Genomic DNA, 19,443 nt, shown 5'->3' on the forward strand with positions numbered 1-19,443 from the left:
CGTTGATCAGTGCCGGCGCGGTCGCTGGCGCACCCGGGAGTGCTCGTTGGAATGTGTCGGTTTCTCGCCTATTCCGGAACGCCGGTCTATCTCGACCAGCTTCTCGTCCATCCCCGCGCCTCGCTGATCTCGCAGTCGCTCGCCGCGCGCGAGGCCAAGACGGTGGTGAACGGGGACGGCTGCGGCATCGGCTGGTACGGCGAACGGGAGGAGCCCGGCATCTATCGCGGCATCCTTCCCGCCTGGTCGGATGCCAATCTCACCTCGCTCTGCGGTCAGATCCGCTCGCGCCTCTTCGTCGCCCATGTCCGCTCGGCGACCTCCGGCGAGGTTTCGACCTCCAACTGCCACCCCTTCGCGGCGGGGCGTCATCTCTTCATGCACAACGGCCAGGTCGGAGGCTATGATCGCCTGCGCCGACGCGTCGACGCGCTGATCCCCGATCAGCTCTATCCCCTGCGCAAGGGAACGAGCGATTCCGAGGCGATCTTCCTCACCGCCCTCGGCCATGGGCTCGACGCCGATCCCGTCGGGGCGATGCGGCAGACGCTGTCCGACATCCTGTCCGCCTGCGGCACGGAGGCCGGACCCCTGCGCTTCGCGGCCGTCCACTGCGACGGCGACACCCTCTACGCCTATCGCTGGGCGAGCGACAGCCGTCCGCCCTCGCTGTATTGGCGCGTCGAGGGCGACGGCATCGTGGTCGCCTCCGAACCCTGTGACGAGGATTTCGGCGTCTGGGGCCTCGTGCCGCCGGACAGCGTGCTTGCGGTCGGACCGGAACGCGCCGCCCGTCTCATTCCCTTCGAGGTCTCCCCCTCCCTTCGCGCCGCCGTGGCTTGAAGCGACGGTCGTTCATCCAAACGCACGAGCGACGCGCCGACGTCGCCGAGATCGCGCCCTGCGCTCTGCATGGCCCTCTTCGACCCTCGGGCCGATGCCGCTGCGTTCGGTGCCGGTCGTCGCCGTTTCGGCCGTCGGAGGATGCCGCAAAGGCACATATGCTTCTCAGTCGTGAAATCATGGGTTGCTGATTAGCAAGTCACTAAACTTTCAGTCTCATCCTTCGAACCTGACGCCGCATGTCGAAGCTATGGGGGCGTTGCGGGGCTAGGGACACGACGACATGAACGCCAACGACGGCACCTCACTCAACGAGCGCCTCGATTTCATTGGTCTGGACGCGTCGGCCCGCGAGCGCCTCCAGGCGCTGAAGCCCACCATCGCGGAGGGCATCGGTCCCGCGCTCGACGCGTTCTACAGCAAGGCGCGCGCCAATTCGCACACGCGCCGCTTCTTCAACGACGAGGCCCATATCGCATCCGCCAAGGGCCGGCAGATGAAGCATTGGGGTCTCATCGCCGACGGCCAGTACGACGCCGATTACGTCGCGGGTATCTCGGCCGTCGGACGCGTACACGCCAAGCTCGGACTCGAGCCCCGCTGGTACATCGGCGGCTATGCCTTGATCCTCGAAGGCCTGATCGGGCAGCTCGTCGAAAAGCGCTGGCCCTCGCGCTTCGGTCGCAAGCGCTCCAAGTCGATGGCGGACGAGATCGCGACCGTCGTGAAGGCGGCTCTTCTCGACATGGACTACGCCGTCTCGGTCTATCTCGATACGCTGGAGGGCGAGCGCCGCAAGGCCGAGAGCGCCAAGGCCGAAGCCGATGCCGAGCAGGTCCAGGCGATGGAGACGTTCGGCGAAGCCTTCCGCAAGCTCGCCGCCGGCGATCTCACCGCGCGCGTCTCCGACGACCTGCCGGCGTCCTTCGCATCGATGTCGCAGACCTACAACGCCGCCGTCGTGACGCTCGAGGGAGCCCTGGGGCAGGTCGTCGAATCCGTCGGAACGATCCGGGACGGACTGGCCGAAATCTCCATCGCTTCGGACGATCTGTCCCAGCGCACGGAACAGCAGGCCGCCTCCCTGGAGGAAACCGTCGCGGCTTTGTCCGACGTGACGCGGGGCATCAACGCCACCGCCGGCCAGGCCGAGAGTGCGCGTGCGACCGCCGCGACCGCTCAGGCGAACGCCGAGAAGGGCGGGGCGATCGTCGGCCGCGCGGTCGAGGCGATGAGCCAGATCGAGGCGTCGTCCGACAAGATCGGCAAGATCATCGGCGTGATCGACGAGATCGCCTTCCAGACCAATCTTCTGGCTCTCAACGCCGGCGTCGAGGCGGCGCGGGCCGGCGAGGCGGGCAGAGGCTTTGCCGTCGTCGCCCAGGAGGTGCGCGGCCTTGCCCAGCGTTCGGCCGAGGCCGCCAAGGAGATCAAGGAACTGATCGCGGCATCCGCGACCCAGGTCGGGCGCGGCGTCGAACTCGTCTCCGAGACGGGGCGCTCGCTCGCCGAAATTCTGGGCGGCGTGTCCGAGATGAACCGCGTCGTGTCGGAGATCGCCGGCAACGCCCGCGAGCAGTCGATGTCGCTGAAGGAGGTCTCGGGGGCCGCCGACCAGATGGACAAGGTCACCCAGCAGAATGCGGCGATGGTCGAGGAGACCACCGCGGCCGCCCAGCAGCTGACGAGCGAGACCGAGGCGCTGGCGACGCTCGCCGAGCGCTTCGAGCTGGGAACGGCGAGCCGCCCGTCCCGCGCTCCCGCAGCCGGCAAGCCGGTTCGCCGCGTGCCGGCGCCAGCCCCCTCGGCGCGCCCGAAGGCACCGGTCGCGCAGATGCGGTCGACCGGCGCCGGCGGTGCCGCGCCGAAGCCGAGATCCGACGAGTGGGAGGAGTTCTGACCGGACGCGGCCGAACCGCGCCCGGAGCGCCCCGCCCGATCCGTCAGCCGGGCTTCCTGCCGAACCAGAGGACATGGCGGGCGCCGCGCCCGCGCCCGGCCTTGACGCGGATCTCCTCCACGGCGAAGCCGGCCCGCCCGAAGCGCGTCGCGAAGGCCGGGTCCGGCCCCGACGACCAGATGGCCAAAACGCCCCCCGGCCGCAGGGCCCGGAGCGAGGCGGCAAGACCCGCCACGCCGTAGAGCCGGTCGTTCGCCCCGCTCGTCAACCCGTCCGGGCCATTGTCGACATCGAGAAGGATCGCGTCGAACCCGCTCCTCGCCGCGCCGGTCGATCCGCCTCTCGCTCCGTCGAGCGCTTGGACGCCCTCCTCGGCGATCACTCGCGCAACGTCCTCGATCACGATCGAAACCCGCTCATCCCCGAGCGAGCCGGCGAAGATCTCGGCCATCTCGCCGCGCGCCCAGTCGACGACGCCCGGCACGAGTTCGGCCACCACGATCGAGGATCGGCTGTCGAAGGCGGCAAGGGCCGCGCGCAGGGTGAAGCCCATGCCGAGCCCGCCGATGAGAAGGCGGGGTGCCGCGCGCCCTCCGATGCGCTCGGCCGCCAGCGTCGCCAGCGCTTCCTCCGATCCGCTGAGGCGGCTGTTCATCAGCTCGTTGCCGCCGAGCATGATCGAGTATTCCGTGCCCCGCCGCATCAGCCGTAGTTCGCCCGCGCCCGGAATCGCGGCGGTGCCGAGGTGGATCCAGGGAATCATGCGCGTGCTCCGCCTTCTGAAGCCCGCCGGGCCGATCGTGGCGAATGGCGGTTCCCCAGCGCCCGGTCAAGCCGCCGTCGAGCGCTTCGCCGCGCGCAACCGCTCCGCGAGGTCTCCCGAACTGTCCGGACCTCTCCCGCATGGACCCGCACATCGCGGGAGGATGTCCCAAAGGCTGGACAGGCCGATCCCGCCAGGGAGGGCGACCGGCCGAGGTCCGGATGAAGGCCGGGCGCCTCAGTCGAGAAGCGCGGAACGCTCCTCCGACAGCGTGGAAAGCGTCGTGTCGCGCGCCTGATCGAGATGCCGGCGATAGGCGTCCACCGCCCCTTGCGCGTCGCCGATGGCGAGGCGCTTGGCGACGCGGCGGTGCTCATCGCAGCTGGCCGCGATCAGGTCCGGCCGCCGCAGCCGCCCGCTGCGCGCCTCTCCGCCGATCTCGTAGAGCCCCCGCGCGAGCGTTTCGAGGAAGCCGTTGCCGCTGCCGAGGTAGATCGCGCTGTGGAACTCCCGGTCGAGAACGACATAGGCGTCGGGGTCCTCGATGAAGCGGTATCCCGTTTCGGACAAGTGCAGGATGTGGGTCCGCAGGGCGGGATCTGCTCGCAGGGCGCAACGGCGCACGCATTCCAGATCCACCGTGCTGCGCGCGTCGTGATGTTCGACGGGATTGTAGGAGACGCGCGACAGCATGAGCTTGAAAGGCTCGACGAGGCGGCTCGGCGACAGGTCGGTGACCGTGTAGCGCCCGCCCTGCCGGCTCTCGATGACACCCATGAGGGCCAGCGCCTTCAGCGCCTCGCGCAGGGGCGAGCGGCTGACGCCGAAGGCCTTCGTCATCTCGAGCTCGGTCGGAAGACGCTCGCCGGATCTGAGATGGCCGCCTTTCAGGAGCGCCAGGATGCGGTTGGCGACTTGCTCGGCGATCGATCCGCGCCCGGCCACGACGTCGAGGGGAAGGTTCCCGTGGAACGCGGGATGCGGCTCGGTTCGCCGTCTCATGAAGGGAGCCGGACCACGACAACGGCCCCGTCGCCGCCCGAGGCGTCGGAAGGGCGGCCGGTCTCGAGGCGTTGGCGTTGGCGTCGGCGATGGAGCGGGCGGGCGCCGGCCGAACGGCCGCTCCTCGAAACCCAGAGGCGCTGAGGGTGCTTCGACATGGCGCTTTCCCGGAACGGCTCACCCGGTTCCGGGATCGATGTTCAACGCAGCGCTGCAGCGAGTCAATCGCGAGCTCGTGCGAAGGATGAATCGCGACCCCGCCGCCGTCCTGATGCGACGCGCCTTTGTCACGATCCCGGATGGTCCGCGCCGATCTTTCCGCCGCGAAGGGCCGTTCCGCGTCCCGCGTCCGAGTCGGTGGAACCGCAAGGCGAGGTTCAGGACGCCACGGACTCGGCGGTCCGGTGCGTCAGCGACGACAAGGCCCGCGCGCGATGGCGTCCCGCGCCCTTGCCGCCGACGAGCCGGCCGCCCTCGATCATGACGTGTCCGCCGAGAAGGACCGTCACCGGCCAACCCGTGACCTCGACGCCCTCGTAAGGACTGTAATCCGCGCCGTCGTGGAGATCGGCATGGCGGATGGTGCGCTTGGCCGCGGGGTCCCAGAGTGCGATGTCGGCGTCGAGGCCGATCGCGATCGAGCCCTTGGCCGAGAGGCCGTAGATCCTGGCCGGGTTCGTCGCGGTGAGGGCGACGAACCGCTGGAGATCGATGCGTCCCTTGACGACACCCTCCGAGAAGAGGATCGGCAGCCGCGTCTCGACCCCGGGAATGCCGTTCGGGATGTGGCGGAAGTTCACGGCACCCTTCGGGTTCAGCTTGCCCTCGGGATCGTCGTAGCGGAACGGACAATGGTCGGAGGAGAAGAGGTCGAACGTGCCGTCCTCGATGCCCGTCCAGCATTCCGCCTGCGCGGCCGCGTCGCGCGGCGGGGGCGAGCAGACGAACTTCGCGCCCTCCCAGTCCATGCCGTCGAGATCCCCGGCCGTGAGCATCACATATTGCGGGCAGGTCTCGGAGACGACCTTGCGGCCCCGCGCGCGGGCCCGGCGGATCTCCTCGATCGCGGGACCGTTCGAGACGTGGACGATCACGACGGGAACGTCGACGATTTCGGCCAGCGACATCGCGCGGTGGGTCGCCTCGCGCTCGGCGGCGACGGGCCGCGTGGTGGCGTGAGCCCGCGGTGCCACATCGCCCGCCGCCTCGTGCCGGCCGATCAGGTAGCGGATCGCGTCCTCGTTCTCGCAATGAACCATGACGAGCGCGCCCGTCCGCCGCGCCGTGTCCATGACGCCGAGGATTTCCGCGTCGTTCAGCCGGAGGCCCTCGTAGGTCATGAAGACCTTGAAGGACGTGTAGCCGTCGGCGACCAGCGCCGGCAGCTCCTGTCCGAGCACGGCGGGCGCGGGATCGGAGACGATGAGGTGGAAGGAGACGTCGGTGTAGCACTGGCCCTCCGCCAGCGCGTGATAGGCGCCGAGCGCCGCGCGCAGGCTGTGCCCCTTCTCCTGGAGGCAGAAGGGCATGATCGTCGTGTTGCCGCCGAAGAGGGCCGACAGGGTTCCGCTCTCGAACCCGTCCGCCATGGTGATGCTCTCGCCGGAGGGCTGCGCGAGATGCACATGCGGGTCGATCCCGCCGGGCAGGACGTAGAGTCCGGTCGCGTCGATCTCGCGCGGGGCAGGCGCCAGACCGGTCCCCAGCGCCGCGATCTTCCCGTCGCGGATCCCGACGTCGCAGGCGAAGACGTCGGCGGCGGTGGCGACCGTCCCGCCCCGGATCACGAGATCGAAGGGCGGCGTCACAGGTTGGGCTCCAACGCCGCGATCAGCCGGTCGACCTCGGCCTCGGTGTTGTAGTGGACCATGGAGACGCGCACGACGCCCTCCGTCGCGCCGAGCCCGTGCTCCTCGACGATCCGCCGGGCGTAGAAGTCGCCGTAGCGGATGCCGACCTTGGCCTCGTCGACGGCCTGGACGATGCGCTTGGAGCTTTCCGCGCCGACGGTGAAGGAGACGGTGGAGACGCGGTCGGCGATGTCCGTGGAGCGGCGACCGATGATGCGGACCGAATTGCGGCTCGTCAGGAAGTCCATGAGGCGGCGCGTCAGGACCTCCTCCTGCTCCGCGATCGCGTCGAAGCCCGCCTCGATCGCCGGCCGGCCCGCGCCGGCGCCCGCCCGCTTTCCCAGCTCCTCGACATAATCGACGGAGCCGATCGAGCCGTAGGCCGCCTCGTAGCTCGCGTTGCCGGGCTCCAGCTTGTGCGGCACGCGGCTCTTGTCGAAGAAGTAATGGTAGATGTTGTCGAGTTCGAGCAGCTTGTCGCGCGAGCCCGCCATGACCGCGAAATGCGGGCCGAAGACCTTGTAGACGCTGAACACGTAATAGTCCGCGCCGAGCGCCTTCACGTCGATCGCGCGGTGTGGGGCATAGGCGACCGCGTCGACGCAGAGCTCGGCCTTCCCCTCGTGCACGATGTCGGCGATGTCGGCGATCGGGTTGATCGTGCCGAGGATGTTCGAGGCGTGCGTGACGCAGACGAGCTTGGTCTTCGGCGTCATCAGCCGCTTCAGCTCTTCGAGGTCGAGTTCGAAGGTCTGGGGGTCGCAGCGCCACCATTTGACGACGATGCCGCGCGCGGCGTGTTTCAGCCACGGCCCGATATTGGCCTCGTGGTCGACATTGGTGAGGATGATCTCGTCGCCTGGCTGCAGGCGGCCGGTCATCGCCTCCGACAGGAACCGCAGGAGGATCGTCGTGGAAGGACCGAGGATGATCTCGCCGGGATCGCAGTTCATGAAGCGGGCGAAGGCCTCCCGCGCGGCGCTGACGCGGCGGGTCGTCTCTTGGCTCGGCGCGTAGCTGGCCCCGGTCTGCACCGCGGCGTTGAGAAGATGCTCGTGCATGCGGTCTGCGACGCGGCGCAGGACCTGGCTGCCGCCGGCATTGTCCATGAAGGCCCAGTCGGAGGAAAGGCCCGGAAACTGGTGGCGCACGAAGTCGAGATCGAGAGCGGTCATGATCGCAGTCCTTGAAACGGTCGAAGCGCGGCGGGCCCGTCAGGGCCGGCCGCGGCGCTCCCTGCCCTTCTCGAAGCGCGAGACGATGCGCACGAGCGGCAGGAGGAGGAGGAGATAGAGGATCGCCGCTCCGATGAGCGGGGTCGGATTGGCGGCGAGGGCCTGGGCCTGCGTCGCCTGCTTCAGAAGATCGGGAAGGGCGACCACCGAGGCGAGCGCGGTGTCCTTCAGAACGTTGATCGAATTGTTGGTCAGCGGCGGGATGACGATGCGGATCGCCTGCGGCAGGATCACCTTGGCCATCACGAGGAGCGGCGACAGGCCGATGGCCTGGGCCGCCTCGAACTGCCCGCGCGGAATCGCCTCGATGCCCGCCCGGAAGATCTCGGCAGCATAGGCGGCCGAGACCGTCGTCAGCGCGAAGCAGGCGGAGACGAAGGGCGAGAAGCGGATGCCGAGAAAGGGAAAGGCGTAGTAGACGAGGACCAGCCAGACCAGCACCGGCAGGGCGCGGAACACGTCGATATAGACGATGGCGAGCAGCCGGAGGGGCTTGGCCGCATAGAGCCGGACGAGCGCGAGAAGGATGCCGAAGACGAGGCCGAGCGCGATGGAGAGGACGCCGAGGAGGATCGTGCGCCAGAGCCCGGACAGGAGCAGTGGCAGCGAGCGCCAGAGCACCTCGACGTTGAAGAAGGTGGAGACGATGTCCATTCGAGCTTTCGATGGCGTCGCACGGCCGGATGAAGGGACGACGGCGTCAGGCCCCGTCCCGCGACGCGCCTTCTCCCCGCAGCGGGAGAGAAGGCGGCCGATCCCGGCCGATGCGGCCGGCCTGCGGGGATCAGTTCGTGGTCTTCGGCGTTTCGGCCACCGCGACCGAGCTCGTCGTCGCCTCGGGCTTCATGCCGAACCACTTCTCGTGCAGCTTTGCGATGAAGCCTTCCGTCTTCAGCGCCGTGATCGCCTCGCTGGCCTTGGCCGTCAGCTCCGAATCCTTGGCGAACATCATGGAATACTGCTCGCCCGTCTTGATGCGCTCGACGACGGTGAACTGCGGCTTGTCCTTGATGTAGTAGGCGACGGCGGGGATGTCGGAGATGTAGCCGTCGATGCCGCCATTGCCGAGGTCGAGCATGGCGGGAGCGAGGCCCTCGAAACGGCGGATCTCGGTAATGCCGAACTCGGCCTGATGGGCCGTCGCGTAGATGTCGCCGGTCGAGCCGGTGTCGACGCCGACGATCTTGCCCTTGAGGGTGGAGGTTCCCTTGACGTCCGAGGCGGCGAGGGCGGAGAGCGACTGGTCGCTGTCGTAATAGGGCTGGGCGAAGGACACCGACTTCAGGCGCTCGGCCGTGATGGTGATCGAGGAGATCGCGGCCTGGATGCGGCCGGACTGCACGGCCGAGAACAGGCCGTTGAAGGGAATGTTCTCGATGGCGACGCCCTCGAAGCCGATCCGCTTGGCGACCTCGGTCGCGAGCTCGACCTCGAAGCCGACGGTCTCGCCCTTCTCGTCCTGGAACTCCCAGGGCACGTTGCCGATATTGGCGCCGACGGTCAGCATCTCGGCCTTCGCAGCCCCGATGCTCGCGGCGGCCGGTGCGAAGACCATGAAGGCCGCGGCGGCGGCAAGGAAGGTTGAGCGGCGCATGAGGCTCTCCTGGAGACGGGGATCGGGGCGAGGGCCGGTCGGGCCGGTCCGATGGCAAGAAGGATGGGCAGCTGCACATTTCGTCATCAGGACATGCTCAATAAAACTGCATGCACTTTGACAGTCAAACTGTATGATCCTTTCCAGGGATTGCAAAGGAATTTTTCGAGATGATCCACGAAGCGAGCAGCACCCCCGAAACGCCGTCGATCGGCGACGCCGAGATCGTGCGAGACTATCTCGAGGCGTCGATGGTGCCGGACCCGGACAGCGCCGCGACCTACATGGCGCCGGGCTGCACCATCACCTTCACGGGCGGGCGGGTCTTCGATCATCCGCGCGGCCCCACCTCCGTCAACGCGGCCCGCTACAAATGGGTCAAGAAACGGATGCTGCGCTTCGACGTGGCGCCGGGCGATAACGGGACGGTCGTCTATTCCATCGGCCATCTCTACGGAGAATGGCTCGACGGCACCCCGTTCGACGGCAATCGCTATGTCGATCGGTTCGAGGTCAGGGACGGCAAGATCGTGAAGATGGACGTCTGGAACGACAGTGCCGAGTGGATCCTCGATCCCGCCCTTCGCCGCTGAACGGAGCCCGGTCGTTCGGGTCTCGGCCGCTCGGGTCTCGGCGGGCCGGACGAGGCCATGCCGTCACGCCTTTCCCGTGCCGCCGCGGCGGGTGGGCGGCATCTCGGCCGCGGCATAGGGCGCCAGCACCTCCATCAGGTCGCGGTCGCGGCGTTCCGTCGGCACCAGCAGCGCGCGCTGGGCAACCGATTCCAGATGCTCGTCCATCAGCGCCGTCGCCGTTTCGACGCCCCCGGATGCCAGGGCCTGGATCAGGCCCCGGTGCTCGGCGACGGCGCATTCCGAGGAATGAGGCCGTCCGAAGGTCGAGAGCGCGAGGCAGGACCGATAGGCGATCTCGCTCACGTACCGCACGAGAACCGGCTTTTGCGTCATCTCCGCGAGTTTCACGTGAAACTCCGTTGCGAGGCGAAGCGACTGCGCCTCCGAGCCGCCGTGAGCGGCCTCTTCCGCGGTGACCATCGCCTCCAGCGTCGCGATCTGCGCCTGCGTCAGTCGTCCTGCCAAAGCCTTCACCACGAGGCCCTCGAGTTCGATCCGAATGTCGAAGTCGTCGCGTGCCTCGTCGAAGGACGGCGTCGCGACCACGGCGATCCGGTTGCGCCGAAGTTCGACGAGCCCTTCCGAGGCGAGTTGACCCAGTGCGTGGCGGGCGATCGTCCGGCTGACGCCGAAGCGTTCGCCGAGCGCATCCTCCGGCAGCTTGTCGCCGGGCGACAGCGCACGCTCCAGAATGGCGCTGCGGATGGCCCGGCAGATCGCGCCGACCCGGTCCGGCTTGCCCGATTCTGACGCCATGTCCGCTCCGATCCTGTCTCGCCGGCTCCGCTAGGGGCCTTCCTTAGCGCTCGCGCTCCGTCCGGCGCAATCCAACTCCCGGTCATCCTGCATACAGGATGCCGTGAAATCGCATGCAAAAGTTCAGCCTCTGGCCGGCAATCCGATGGCGTCCGCCAGATTGGAGCGGTGCGGGGGACGCTCCGACAGATCGAGGCCGGCCAGGAGTTCGGCGAGGTGGCGGGACATCGCCGCGCCCGCGTCGGCGGCATGGCGGGCCTCCAGGGCCTCGACGATGCCATGATGGGCATGGGTCTCGCAGATCGTCTCCGGCCGTCGCCAGTAGAGCGCCACGACCAGCGAGGAGCGCGAGAGGAGATCGCCGAGGATGCCGGCGAGAACCGCATGGCCCGCCAGCCCGGCGATCACCCGGTGGAATTCCGCCGAGAGGAACACCGCCTCGCGCGGCTGGTCCTGTGCGATGGCCGCATGCTCCGCGTCGAGGCAGGCGCGCAGCCGCGCGCCGTCCGCCGCCGTCATGCGCCCCGCCGCCATTTCGGCGATGCGCGGCTCGATGAGAAGCCGGGCCTCGAAGATCTCCCTGGCCTCGTCCGGCGAGGGTCGGGCGACGCTCGCCCCGCGATGGCGCTGCAACACGACGACGCCGTCGCGCGCCAGGGCCTGCAGCGCCGTGCGCACCACCGTGCGGCTGAGGCCGTAGACCTCCGCGATCTCGTCCTCCACGAGCTTGGCGCCGGGGTCGAGACGATGGCGGATGATGGCGTTGTGCAGTCCGTCGTAGATCGAGACCCAGGACGGTTCCGACCCGTCCCGCCGCTGCCCGGCCGTGCTCATGATCCTCGCCTGCCCCTCGTTGCGTCGCAGCAGAAGATCACGCCCGGCGCGACAAAATCAACCGTGCACAAAAACTGTACACAATCCGGATGCCATCGCTTGGAATCGAGGCAGCCGCTCCCTGGGACGAAGCCGCAGGGACATCGGGGATCCCGGCAGAGGTGGCTGCGACCGGTCCGGCCGCATTTGGCACGCGGCGTGCGTGGGGTCCTTCGAAACGCCCGGAGACCACCCCCGCATGAGCAGCAAGGCCGCACTGGAACTCGTCCAAGTGACCAAGCGCTACGGCGATATCGTCGCCGTCGACGCGATCGACCTGAAGGTTCCCGCCGGCACCTACTGCTGCTTCCTCGGCCCCTCCGGCTGCGGCAAGTCCTCGACGCTGCGCATGATCGCGGGCCATGAGATCGCCTCCTCCGGCGACATCGTGCTCGGTGGGGCCAACATCACCAATCTCGAGCCGTCCCGGCGCGGCACCGCCATGATGTTCCAGAGCTATGCGCTCTTTCCCCATCTCACCGTCCTCGACAACATCGCCTTCTCCCTGAAGATGAAGGGCGTCGCCAAGGCCGAGCGCCATGCCAAGGCGCAGAAGGTGATGGAGCTCGTCGATCTCGGGCCGTTCGCGACGCGCATGCCGGCCCAGCTCTCCGGCGGCCAGCAGCAGCGCGTGGCGCTCGCCCGCGCGCTCGTCACCGATCCCGCGATGCTCCTGCTCGACGAGCCGCTCTCGGCGCTCGATCCCTTCCTGCGCCTTCGCGTGCGCACCGAGCTGAAGCGCCTGCAGCGCGAGCTCGGCATCTCCTTCCTCCACGTGACGCACGGGCAGGACGAGGCCATGGCGCTCGCCGACCTCGTCGTCATCATGAAGGACGGCCGCATCGAGCAGGCCGGCTCCCCGCAGGACGTCTTCCACCGCCCGGCCACCGCCTTCGTCGCGCGCTTCATGGGCGGGCACAACGTCGTGGAGCTCGACGGCGGCGCATCGACCATCCGCGCCGACCGCGTGCGGCTCGGGCCCGGCGGCCCGGAGGCTCGGACGATGGCGGGCGAGGTTCGCGGCGTCGAATATGGCGGCTCCACCGTCACCGTCGTCGTCGCGGCCGGCGCGGCCGGCGAGATCACCGCCGTCATCCCCGAGGAGGCCTATGCCGCCGCCCCGGCCGAGCTCGGCCAGAGCATTCCGATCCACTGGTCGAAAGCCGACGAGTACCGCCTCGCCGCCGCCTGACCGCCCGCTTTTCCATTTCGCCTTCCCGTCCGCCTGCACCTCGAGAGGAGACCTTCCATGACCGACACGAACCCGACCGGCCTCAGCCGCCGATCCTTCCTGAAGACCGGCACCGCTGCCGGCGTCGCCTTCGTCGGCGGCTCCGCCGTCACGGGCTTTCCCTTCGTTCGCACCGCACGCTCGCAGGAGGCGAAAACCCTTCGCTATCTCGGCACGGCCGTGAACCAGTCGACCGAGATCGCCGCCAAGGTGAAGGAGGACCTCGGCATCACCATCGAATACGTGCCCGTCACGACCGACGAGGTGACCAAGCGCATCATCACCCAGCCGAACACGTTCGACATCGTCGACACCGAGTATTTCGCGCTGAAGAAGTTCGTGCCGACCGGCAATCTGATGGGCATGGACGCCAAGCGCATCAAGGAATTCGACAACATCACCTCCGTCTTCACCAAGGGCGAGATCGACGGCAAGAAGATCGGCGACCAGGGCACCGCCCCCTGGAAGGTGCTCTATCTAGAGGCGAACAAGTCCAAGGCCTTCTCGGCGACGCCGACCGAGTGGATCTCGCTGATCCCCACCACCTACAATGCCGACACGCTCGGCATCCGTCCCGACCTCATCGGGCGTCCGATCGAGAGCTGGGCCGAACTTCTGAACCCCGAGTTCAAGGGCAAGGCCTCGATCCTCAACATCCCCTCGATCGGCATCATGGACGCCGCGATGGTGATCGAGGCGACCGGCAAGTACAAATATCCCGACAAGGGCAACATGACCCGCGACGAGATCGACATGACGATCGAGACGCTGATCGAGGCCAAGCAGGCCGGCCAGTTCCGCGCCCTCTGGTCCGACTTCAACGAGAGCGTCAACCTGATGTCCTCGGGCGAGACCGTCATCCAGTCCATGTGGTCGCCGGCCGTCACGGCCGTGCGCGCCAAGGGCATCGACTGCGTCTTCCAGCCGCTGAAGGAAGGCTATCGCGCCTGGGCGTCCGGCTTCGCGCTCCCTGCCACGCTCGAAGGCGAGAAGCTCGACGTCGCCTACGAGTTCGTCAACTGGTTCCTCTCGGGCTGGGCCGGTGCCTTCCTCAACCGCCAGGGCTACTATTCCGGCGTGCTCCCCACCGCGAAGGCCTCCATGGAAGCCTACGAATGGGCCTACTGGATGGAGGGCAAGCCCGCCGAGCAGGACATCAAGTCCCCGCAAGGCCAGGTCATCGCCCTGAAGGGAACGACCCGCGACGGCGGCTCCTTCGACCAGCGCATGGGCGCCGTCGCCTGCTGGAACGCGGTCATGGACGAAGACGCCTACATGATCCGCAAGTGGAACGAGTTCGTGGCCGCGTGAGGCCAGACCGGGGACGCTATCCCCGGACCCCTGCAGGGGACGGTCGTCCCCTGCACCCCCTGTCGTCCTGCTTCGATCCTCGGGGTGGGCCTATGGCCCGCCCCAAGGATCGACAAAGAAATCGACAAAGAAAAAGAAGGGTCCGGGAATTCCTTCCCGGGCCGGGTTCGGGGCGGCAGCCCCGCTCTCTCACGCCAGGAGGCCGCATGGCCGCACGCATGGGCATCGCGCCCTATCTTCAGGTGGCGCCGTTCGCGCTGATCTTCCTGTTGTTCCTGGTGGTGCCGCTGGCGATCATCGTGATGGTCAGTTTCTGGACCTACGACAATTATTCGATCCAGCCGGCCTTCCAGTTCCAGAACTACATGGACGTGTTCGACCGCTGCGTCACGCGGTTGCCGACGCTCTGCACGACCTTCAAGACCTATGTCTCGACGCTGCAGTTCTCCGCGATCGTCTGGCTCCTGACGCTCGTGATCGGGTTCACCGTGGCCTATTTCGTGGCCTTCGAGGTGAAGACGCCCGAGGTGCAGTCGGCGCTGTTCCTGATCTGCACGATCCCGTTCTGGACCTCCAACGTCATCCGCATGATCTCCTGGATTCCGCTGCTCGGGCGCGAGGGTCTGGTGAACCAGATGCTGGTGGGCGTCGGGGCGATCGACCAGCCGCTGGACTGGCTGCTCTATTCGAGATTCTCGGTCACGCTGACCTTCGTGCATCTCTTCACCTTCTTCATGGTCGTGCCGATCTACAATTCCATGCTGCGCATCGACCGCTCGCTGATCGAGGCCGCGCGCGATGCCGGCGCGTCGAGCTGGCAGATCCTCTGGAACGTGATCATCCCGCTGTCGAAGACCGGGATCGCGATCGGCTCGATCTTCGTCATCACGCTGGTCATGGGCGATTTCATCACGATCGGTCTGATGGGCGGCCAGCAGATCGCCTCGGTCGGCAAGACGATCTCGGTGGAGGTCTCCTATCTCCAGTTCCCGATCGCGGCGGCGAACGCCGTGGTGCTGCTCGCGACCGTGCTCCTCATCATCTTCGCCCTGACGCGCCTCGTCGACATCAGGAAGGAGCTTTAGGATGTCCTCCCTGGCTTCAAGGGACGGACGGCCGGCGCTGTCCGCCCGCATCGGCGTCGTCGGCGATGCCCGATGCCGCCGGCATCGACGGGGCCCGTCTTCGGGAGCCGGGCCGCACATCACCCGGCCGTCCTCAACCTCGAAGCCACGGAAGGCATCCTGAGATGTCCGAGACGAGATCCCCCGCCTTCTACTATCTCGCCGGCTTCTTCGCGCTCTTCGTGCTCTTCCTCTACGGACCGACGCTGACGATCTTCATTCTCTCCTTCCAGGGGCCGGAGGGCGGGCTGACCTTCCCGATGCGCGGCTTCTCGCTCCACTGGTTCGGGGTCTTGTGGCAGGGACTCGGCGTCGTCGACGTCTGGGCGGCCATCGCGCGCTCGGCCAAGCTCGGCATCGTGGTGACCGTTCTGACGGTGGTCCTGTCGGTCATGGCGGGCCTTGCCTTCCGCCGCCGCTTCATCGGCTCGACGCTGCTCTTCTACGTCGCGATCGCGAGCCTGATCCTGCCCTCGATCGTCGTCTCGCTCGGCATCGCGCTGGAGTTTCGGATCTTCGACGATGTCCTGAAGGCTTACGGCCTCGCGCCGCCGAGCGGTTCGAGCATGGGGCTCTTCACCTCGGCGCTGGGCGCCCATCTCACCTGGACGCTGCCTTTCGGCATGCTGATCATGCTGGTGGTCTTCAACCGCTTCAATCCGGCCTACGAGGAAGCCGCCCGCGATCTCGGCGCGACGCCCTGGCAGACCTTCCGCCATGTCGTCCTGCCGATCATCTCGCCCTATCTCGTCGGCGTCGCGCTCTTCGGCTTCACCCTGTCCTGGGACGAGATCGCGCGCACCAGCCAGGCGGTCGGCGGTCCGAACACGCTGCCGCTGGAACTCCAGGGCCTGACCTCGACCGTCACGACCCCCGCCATCTACGCGCTCGGGACGATGACGACGACCGTCTCCTTCCTCGTCATCGGGCTGACGCTCGGCACCGGCCTCTATCTCCGCCGGCGGCGGATGCGCGGCGCCTCGGACGCCGGCAAGGGAACGATCTGACCACGATGCGCATCGCCTTCGTCAATCCGAACGCCACGGCCTCCATGACCGAGAAAATCGCCGAGGCGGCGCGCGCGGCGGCTTCGGCCGGCACGACGATCCTCGCCTTCACCAACACGGACGGGCCGCCCTCCATCCAGGGCGAGGCGGACGGCGAGGCGGCGAGGCCGGGGCTCCTCGCGATCCTCGAGCGCGAGCGGAGCGCGGCCGATGCCTTCGTCGTCGCGTGCTTCGACGACACCGCGCTCCTGGAGGCGCGCGGCCGCTCGGGCGCGCCCGTGCTCGGCATCGGGGAGGCCGCCTTCCTCGTTGCAGCCGAAGGGGGCCGGCTCTTCTCGGTCGTCACGACGCTGTCGGTGTCGGTCCCGATCATCGCGGCGAACATCGCGGCCTACGGGCTGGGCAAGGCCTGCCTCAAGGTGCGGGCCTCGGAGGTTCCGGTCCTGGCGCTGGAGGAAGAGGGCGGGTCCGCGCGCGAGACCGTCGCCGCCGAGATCGCCCGCGCGATCGCCGAGGACCGGCCGGACGCGATCGTCCTTGGCTGCGCCGGCATGGCCGATCTCGCCGGGGCGTTCTCCGCGCGGTTCGGCCTGCCGGTCATCGACGGCGTCGTCTCGGCCGTGCGGCTGCTGGAGGCCGGCTACCGCCCCGGATCGCTGGCGAACCGCTCTATTCCGTGAGGGCGATCGGCTGGGCGATCGAGGAGATGATCTGCGTCGTCGCGAGGTCGATGTCCTCGGGGCTGGAGGCGTCGTAATAATCGGTCTTGGAACTGACGCACTTGGCCATGTTGCCCTCGATATAGGTATAGAGCCAGTCCCGGATCGCCAGGAACTTCGGGTTGGTGTCCTTCGCCGGGATGAGATACTTGGTGTTCATCGCGATCACCCGGATGTTGCGGTCCTTCATCGGCTTGCACATCGCTGGATCGAAGGACTGGATGCGTCCGCCCCAATCCTCGGCATAGGGGTTGTCGTAGACGAAGTTCGGATCCCAGATGATCCCGTCCTGTTCGGGAAACTCCATCTGCGTGTCCTCGATGCCGTCCGTCATCACGATCGTGATCGCGGTCGCCTTGGCCGGGGTCAGGCCGTCGCCCGGCGTCGCGATGACCTTGTTGAGGTCGCGGAAGGCCACATGGGCATTGGTGCCCCCGCCCCAAGTCGAGGGTGCGATCTTCGAGATGGCGACGGCCGCCGTGGTCGCGTCGGCGGTGAGGGGCAGCACCGTCTCGAAGGTCGAATGGAACGTGTGGACGGACAGGCGATAGCGCTTGGTCTCGTTCTCGAGCAGCGACTTCGCGAGCTTCTGCAAGGCGTCGCGCACGACGTCGATGCGCATCCGCGCGCCGTTCTCTTGCACCATCTCGTAGGTCGTCTTCGTGGCATAGAGGTTGGAATTGCTTTTGAACTCGCCCTGGATGATGTGACATCCGAAGACGCAGCCGTTCTGGTCGACGTTGGAGGTCGACCCGCTGAAGCGACGGACCTGCATGGTGCGGATGCGCTCCTGGTCGACCGCGGTGGCGCCGATGCCCATGGATTGCGAGATGTCGACGAGAACGTGGACGTCGACATAGGGCGGCAGCATCGCCGCCGCGCTGGAGCGTCCCTGCACCTGGAAGTCGTTGACGCCGATGAGCCGGGCGAAGACCGTGGGAACTCCGGCGGCATAGTCGGCCTGCGAGGAGATGGTCGCGCCGCTCACCGTGATCTTGACGCTGGCGAGGCTGAGCGCGGAATCGAGGAGGCGGCTGGACTGGGCGTTGAGATAGGTCCGGCCCTCCGCCTCGCCGGCGGCGATGGCCTCGGCCTGCGTCGTCTTCCCCTCGTTGATGAGGTCGATCGACTTGCGGATCGCCGCGAGCGAGGCGCTGTCGATGGCCAGTTCGAGCCGTCGCTTGACGAGAGTGGACTTGGCGTAATCCGTCGCAAGGCCCGACATGCCGAGAAGGGGAATCAGCGAGAGGCCGAAGATCATCGCGAAGTTTCCGCGCCTGTCCCGCCCGAAGGCCCGCAGCGTCGAGCGCTTCATTTGTTCACCTCGGAGCACAACGTGAAGGGCGGCGACCCGCTGCCGGACGCGGACAGGACGATCTGCGCGGTGTTGCGCGGCTGGAACCAGCCCGCTTCGGTCATGCCGGTCGTGAAGGCCGTTCCCATCCCCGGCAGGAAGGCGGCGACCGACGACAGGCGGGGCTCGTAGGAGAGGCTTGCGAAGACCGAGATGGCGCTGCCCTCGCCGTAGAGCTGCGCGGGGACGGCGGTCCGGCTCGGGGCCGCGTCGTTGGCTGCCTTCTGCAACTTGCCGCAGGCGGCCGGCGAGGCCCCGACGCTCCAGGCGACCTTCGCCTCGTAGTCGCAGGAGGCGGTGCAGCTGGCGACCGTCTTGGTGAAGGCGACGCTCGTGATCGTCAGCGCGAGGACGCTGCTCCACGCGGCCGAGCCTTTCTTCCGGGCGATCGCGGCCGCTTCGGGCGCGATCAAGGGTGCGGCCCCCCAGATCCGCTGCACGTCTTCCACGCTGGATTTCGCCGGGAGCTGCGACGCCATCTGACCCGTCATGGCGACGGTCTGGACGATCTGGTTGTCGGTTTGAAGATACTTGCTGGCCTCGAACATTCCCAGGAGAAGCACGAGGAGGAGCGGAACGACGACGGCGAATTCCAGCGCGGCCGAGCCGCCGCGGTCAGCGGCAAAGGTCCTTGGAAGCGACGAAGGGGCCGGCGGAGGCGTGGTCCTCACGTGCAGGCACCGGTGCGGCGGGCATCGACCGGTTCGATGCGCAGCGCCGCGAAGGATTGCAGCATCGTCACCGGCTTTCCGTCGAAACTCGTGAACATCGATGCGGGAAGGATGGTGCCGAGAAGGCTCTGGGACGGATAGGAGATCCGCAGGAACATGTACTCACCCGCCGATCCGACGCAGTACGGCGTCTGCGCCTGCGAGGCGACGGGCGTCCTCGCCCAGAGGTCGCCGTCGAAGGAGGCGTTCGCCGCGGGCAGGATCCGGGAATCGGCGATCACGCGGGCGCAGTCGAACAGCGTTCCGAGCCGGGGACACAGGTAGGACGACTTGAACTTGTCCGCCGTGTTGGCGTCGCTCCTCTGGACGCTGCCCAATTGGAGCGCGCGCGCGGCGATCGTCGTCGCGTCGTCCAACCGGTGCTGAAGATAAAGGGAATAGCCGATCTGGAAATGACCCAGCAGCAGCATAAAGAAAACAGAGCTTAGGATGGCAAACTCGACCGCAGCGGTGCCGCTGGTCGAAGTCGAGAAGGGTTCCAACGCCTTCCGCATTCCGATAACTCTTCCTCACCA

Annotated in this window: 19 protein-coding genes; 8 read left to right on the plus strand and 11 right to left on the minus strand. The window is 67.6% G+C overall.

Annotated elements, in window-relative coordinates; translation table 11 throughout:
* The first annotated feature begins 51 nt into the window (after positions 1-51).
* Together ASG43_RS20085 and ASG43_RS20090 are read left to right on the plus strand one after the other, a co-directional pair.
* The gene (locus ASG43_RS20085; protein WP_056508679.1) at positions 52-843 is read left to right on the plus strand and encodes a class II glutamine amidotransferase; all 792 of its coding nucleotides are present in this window, start codon (positions 52-54) and stop codon (positions 841-843) included.
* A 283-nt stretch (positions 844-1,126) separates the two neighbouring features.
* Positions 1,127-2,743, plus strand: coding sequence for a globin-coupled sensor protein (locus ASG43_RS20090; protein ID WP_056508682.1), 1,617 nt, complete (start codon positions 1,127-1,129; stop codon positions 2,741-2,743).
* A gap of 43 nt (positions 2,744-2,786) precedes the next feature.
* Here ASG43_RS20090 and ASG43_RS20095 read toward each other — a convergent pair whose 3' ends face one another.
* From ASG43_RS20095 to ASG43_RS20120, 6 genes are all read right to left on the minus strand, one after another.
* Positions 2,787-3,506: a hypothetical protein gene (locus tag ASG43_RS20095; RefSeq protein ID WP_056508687.1), complete on the minus strand. Its 720-nt coding sequence runs from the start codon at positions 3,504-3,506 to the stop codon at positions 2,787-2,789.
* Positions 3,507-3,743: 237 nt separating this feature from the next.
* Entirely contained in the window at positions 3,744-4,508 is a 765-nt protein-coding gene (locus tag ASG43_RS20100) for an FCD domain-containing protein (RefSeq protein WP_056508689.1), read from the minus strand.
* Between the two features lie 377 nt (positions 4,509-4,885).
* Positions 4,886-6,316 carry a dihydropyrimidinase gene (hydA, locus tag ASG43_RS22995; protein WP_056508690.1) on the minus strand — a complete coding sequence of 477 codons (1,431 nt, stop codon included), beginning with the start codon at positions 6,314-6,316 and terminating at the stop codon, positions 4,886-4,888.
* Positions 6,313-7,533: a cysteine desulfurase-like protein gene (locus ASG43_RS23000; protein WP_056508692.1), complete on the minus strand. Its 1,221-nt coding sequence runs from the start codon at positions 7,531-7,533 to the stop codon at positions 6,313-6,315. Before ASG43_RS23000 ends, hydA begins: the two co-directional genes overlap by 4 nt.
* Positions 7,534-7,572: 39 nt before the next feature.
* On the minus strand, positions 7,573-8,247 hold the full coding sequence (locus ASG43_RS20115; protein ID WP_056508694.1) for an amino acid ABC transporter permease: 675 nt from the start codon (positions 8,245-8,247) through the stop codon (positions 7,573-7,575).
* 130 nt (positions 8,248-8,377) lie between these two features.
* Entirely contained in the window at positions 8,378-9,148 is a 771-nt protein-coding gene (locus ASG43_RS20120) for a transporter substrate-binding domain-containing protein (protein WP_156386824.1), read from the minus strand.
* Between the two features lie 209 nt (positions 9,149-9,357).
* Here ASG43_RS20120 and ASG43_RS20125 point away from each other — a divergent pair, with 209 nt between their 5' ends.
* Positions 9,358-9,780, plus strand: a complete 423-nt coding sequence (locus ASG43_RS20125) for a nuclear transport factor 2 family protein (protein WP_056508698.1) — start codon at positions 9,358-9,360, stop codon at positions 9,778-9,780.
* Positions 9,781-9,843: 63 nt separating this feature from the next.
* On the opposite strand, the gene ASG43_RS20130 is transcribed toward ASG43_RS20125, so the two are convergent.
* Together ASG43_RS20130 and ASG43_RS20135 are read right to left on the minus strand one after the other, a co-directional pair.
* Positions 9,844-10,578, minus strand: a complete 735-nt coding sequence (locus ASG43_RS20130) for a GntR family transcriptional regulator (RefSeq protein ID WP_056508700.1) — start codon at positions 10,576-10,578, stop codon at positions 9,844-9,846.
* Positions 10,579-10,701: 123 nt separating this feature from the next.
* Positions 10,702-11,412 carry a GntR family transcriptional regulator gene (locus tag ASG43_RS20135; RefSeq protein WP_056508702.1) on the minus strand — a complete coding sequence of 237 codons (711 nt, stop codon included), beginning with the start codon at positions 11,410-11,412 and terminating at the stop codon, positions 10,702-10,704.
* A gap of 238 nt (positions 11,413-11,650) precedes the next feature.
* On the opposite strand from ASG43_RS20135, the gene ASG43_RS20140 reads away from it, so the two are divergent.
* The 5 genes from ASG43_RS20140 (at position 11,651) to ASG43_RS20160 (ending at position 16,804) form a co-directional block, all read left to right on the plus strand.
* Positions 11,651-12,643 carry an ABC transporter ATP-binding protein gene (locus ASG43_RS20140; RefSeq protein ID WP_056508704.1) on the plus strand — a complete coding sequence of 331 codons (993 nt, stop codon included), beginning with the start codon at positions 11,651-11,653 and terminating at the stop codon, positions 12,641-12,643.
* 57 nt (positions 12,644-12,700) lie between these two features.
* Complete coding sequence (locus tag ASG43_RS20145) at positions 12,701-13,993, plus strand: PotD/PotF family extracellular solute-binding protein (protein WP_056508706.1); 1,293 nt, start codon at positions 12,701-12,703, stop codon at positions 13,991-13,993.
* Between the two features lie 218 nt (positions 13,994-14,211).
* Entirely contained in the window at positions 14,212-15,078 is an 867-nt protein-coding gene (locus ASG43_RS20150; RefSeq protein WP_244488187.1) for an ABC transporter permease, read from the plus strand.
* 164 nt (positions 15,079-15,242) lie between these two features.
* Complete coding sequence (locus tag ASG43_RS20155) at positions 15,243-16,124, plus strand: ABC transporter permease (RefSeq protein ID WP_056508710.1); 882 nt, start codon at positions 15,243-15,245, stop codon at positions 16,122-16,124.
* Between the two features lie 5 nt (positions 16,125-16,129).
* Positions 16,130-16,804, plus strand: a complete 675-nt coding sequence (locus ASG43_RS20160) for an aspartate/glutamate racemase family protein (protein WP_082491077.1) — start codon at positions 16,130-16,132, stop codon at positions 16,802-16,804.
* Here ASG43_RS20160 and ASG43_RS20165 read toward each other — a convergent pair.
* Genes ASG43_RS20165 through ASG43_RS20175 form a run of 3 tightly spaced genes read right to left on the minus strand, consistent with a single transcriptional unit; the run spans position 16,794 to position 19,422 of the window.
* Positions 16,794-18,158 (minus strand): pilus assembly protein, encoded by a 1,365-nt coding sequence (locus ASG43_RS20165; RefSeq protein ID WP_056508712.1) that lies wholly within the window; start codon positions 18,156-18,158, stop codon positions 16,794-16,796. The two genes, ASG43_RS20160 and ASG43_RS20165, sit on opposite strands and share 11 nt — an antisense overlap.
* Positions 18,155-18,868 (minus strand): TadE/TadG family type IV pilus assembly protein, encoded by a 714-nt coding sequence (locus ASG43_RS20170; protein ID WP_056508714.1) that lies wholly within the window; start codon positions 18,866-18,868, stop codon positions 18,155-18,157. The genes ASG43_RS20165 and ASG43_RS20170 overlap by 4 nt, the downstream gene beginning before the upstream one ends.
* Entirely contained in the window at positions 18,865-19,422 is a 558-nt protein-coding gene (locus ASG43_RS20175; RefSeq protein WP_082491079.1) for a TadE/TadG family type IV pilus assembly protein, read from the minus strand. The genes ASG43_RS20170 and ASG43_RS20175 overlap by 4 nt, the downstream gene beginning before the upstream one ends.
* Positions 19,423-19,443 lie beyond the last annotated feature (21 nt).

It is taken from the genome of Aureimonas sp. Leaf454, assembly GCF_001424685.1.
Taxonomy (GTDB): domain Bacteria; phylum Pseudomonadota; class Alphaproteobacteria; order Rhizobiales; family Rhizobiaceae; genus Plantimonas.

What these genes read in the sequence shown, in the direction of transcription:
- ASG43_RS20090 (WP_056508682.1), top strand. Translation starts at nt 1,127, where the DNA reads ATGAACGCCAACGACGGCACCTCACTCAACGAGCGCCTCGATTTCATT.
- ASG43_RS20165 (WP_056508712.1), bottom strand. Translation starts at nt 18,158, where the DNA reads ATGAAGCGCTCGACGCTGCGGGCCTTCGGGCGGGACAGGCGCGGAAAC.
- ASG43_RS20175 (WP_082491079.1), bottom strand. Translation starts at nt 19,422, where the DNA reads ATGCGGAAGGCGTTGGAACCCTTCTCGACTTCGACCAGCGGCACCGCT.
- ASG43_RS20120 (WP_156386824.1), bottom strand. Translation starts at nt 9,148, where the DNA reads ATGGTCTTCGCACCGGCCGCCGCGAGCATCGGGGCTGCGAAGGCCGAG.
- ASG43_RS20135 (WP_056508702.1), bottom strand. Translation starts at nt 11,412, where the DNA reads ATGAGCACGGCCGGGCAGCGGCGGGACGGGTCGGAACCGTCCTGGGTC.
- ASG43_RS20085 (WP_056508679.1), top strand. Translation starts at nt 52, where the DNA reads ATGTGTCGGTTTCTCGCCTATTCCGGAACGCCGGTCTATCTCGACCAG.
- ASG43_RS20125 (WP_056508698.1), top strand. Translation starts at nt 9,358, where the DNA reads ATGATCCACGAAGCGAGCAGCACCCCCGAAACGCCGTCGATCGGCGAC.
- ASG43_RS20155 (WP_056508710.1), top strand. Translation starts at nt 15,243, where the DNA reads ATGTCCGAGACGAGATCCCCCGCCTTCTACTATCTCGCCGGCTTCTTC.
- ASG43_RS20115 (WP_056508694.1), bottom strand. Translation starts at nt 8,247, where the DNA reads ATGGACATCGTCTCCACCTTCTTCAACGTCGAGGTGCTCTGGCGCTCG.
- ASG43_RS20145 (WP_056508706.1), top strand. Translation starts at nt 12,701, where the DNA reads ATGACCGACACGAACCCGACCGGCCTCAGCCGCCGATCCTTCCTGAAG.
- ASG43_RS20100 (WP_056508689.1), bottom strand. Translation starts at nt 4,508, where the DNA reads ATGAGACGGCGAACCGAGCCGCATCCCGCGTTCCACGGGAACCTTCCC.
- ASG43_RS20150 (WP_244488187.1), top strand. Translation starts at nt 14,212, where the DNA reads ATGGGCATCGCGCCCTATCTTCAGGTGGCGCCGTTCGCGCTGATCTTC.
- ASG43_RS20140 (WP_056508704.1), top strand. Translation starts at nt 11,651, where the DNA reads ATGAGCAGCAAGGCCGCACTGGAACTCGTCCAAGTGACCAAGCGCTAC.
- ASG43_RS23000 (WP_056508692.1), bottom strand. Translation starts at nt 7,533, where the DNA reads ATGACCGCTCTCGATCTCGACTTCGTGCGCCACCAGTTTCCGGGCCTT.
- ASG43_RS20095 (WP_056508687.1), bottom strand. Translation starts at nt 3,506, where the DNA reads ATGATTCCCTGGATCCACCTCGGCACCGCCGCGATTCCGGGCGCGGGC.
- ASG43_RS20160 (WP_082491077.1), top strand. Translation starts at nt 16,130, where the DNA reads ATGCGCATCGCCTTCGTCAATCCGAACGCCACGGCCTCCATGACCGAG.
- ASG43_RS20130 (WP_056508700.1), bottom strand. Translation starts at nt 10,578, where the DNA reads ATGGCGTCAGAATCGGGCAAGCCGGACCGGGTCGGCGCGATCTGCCGG.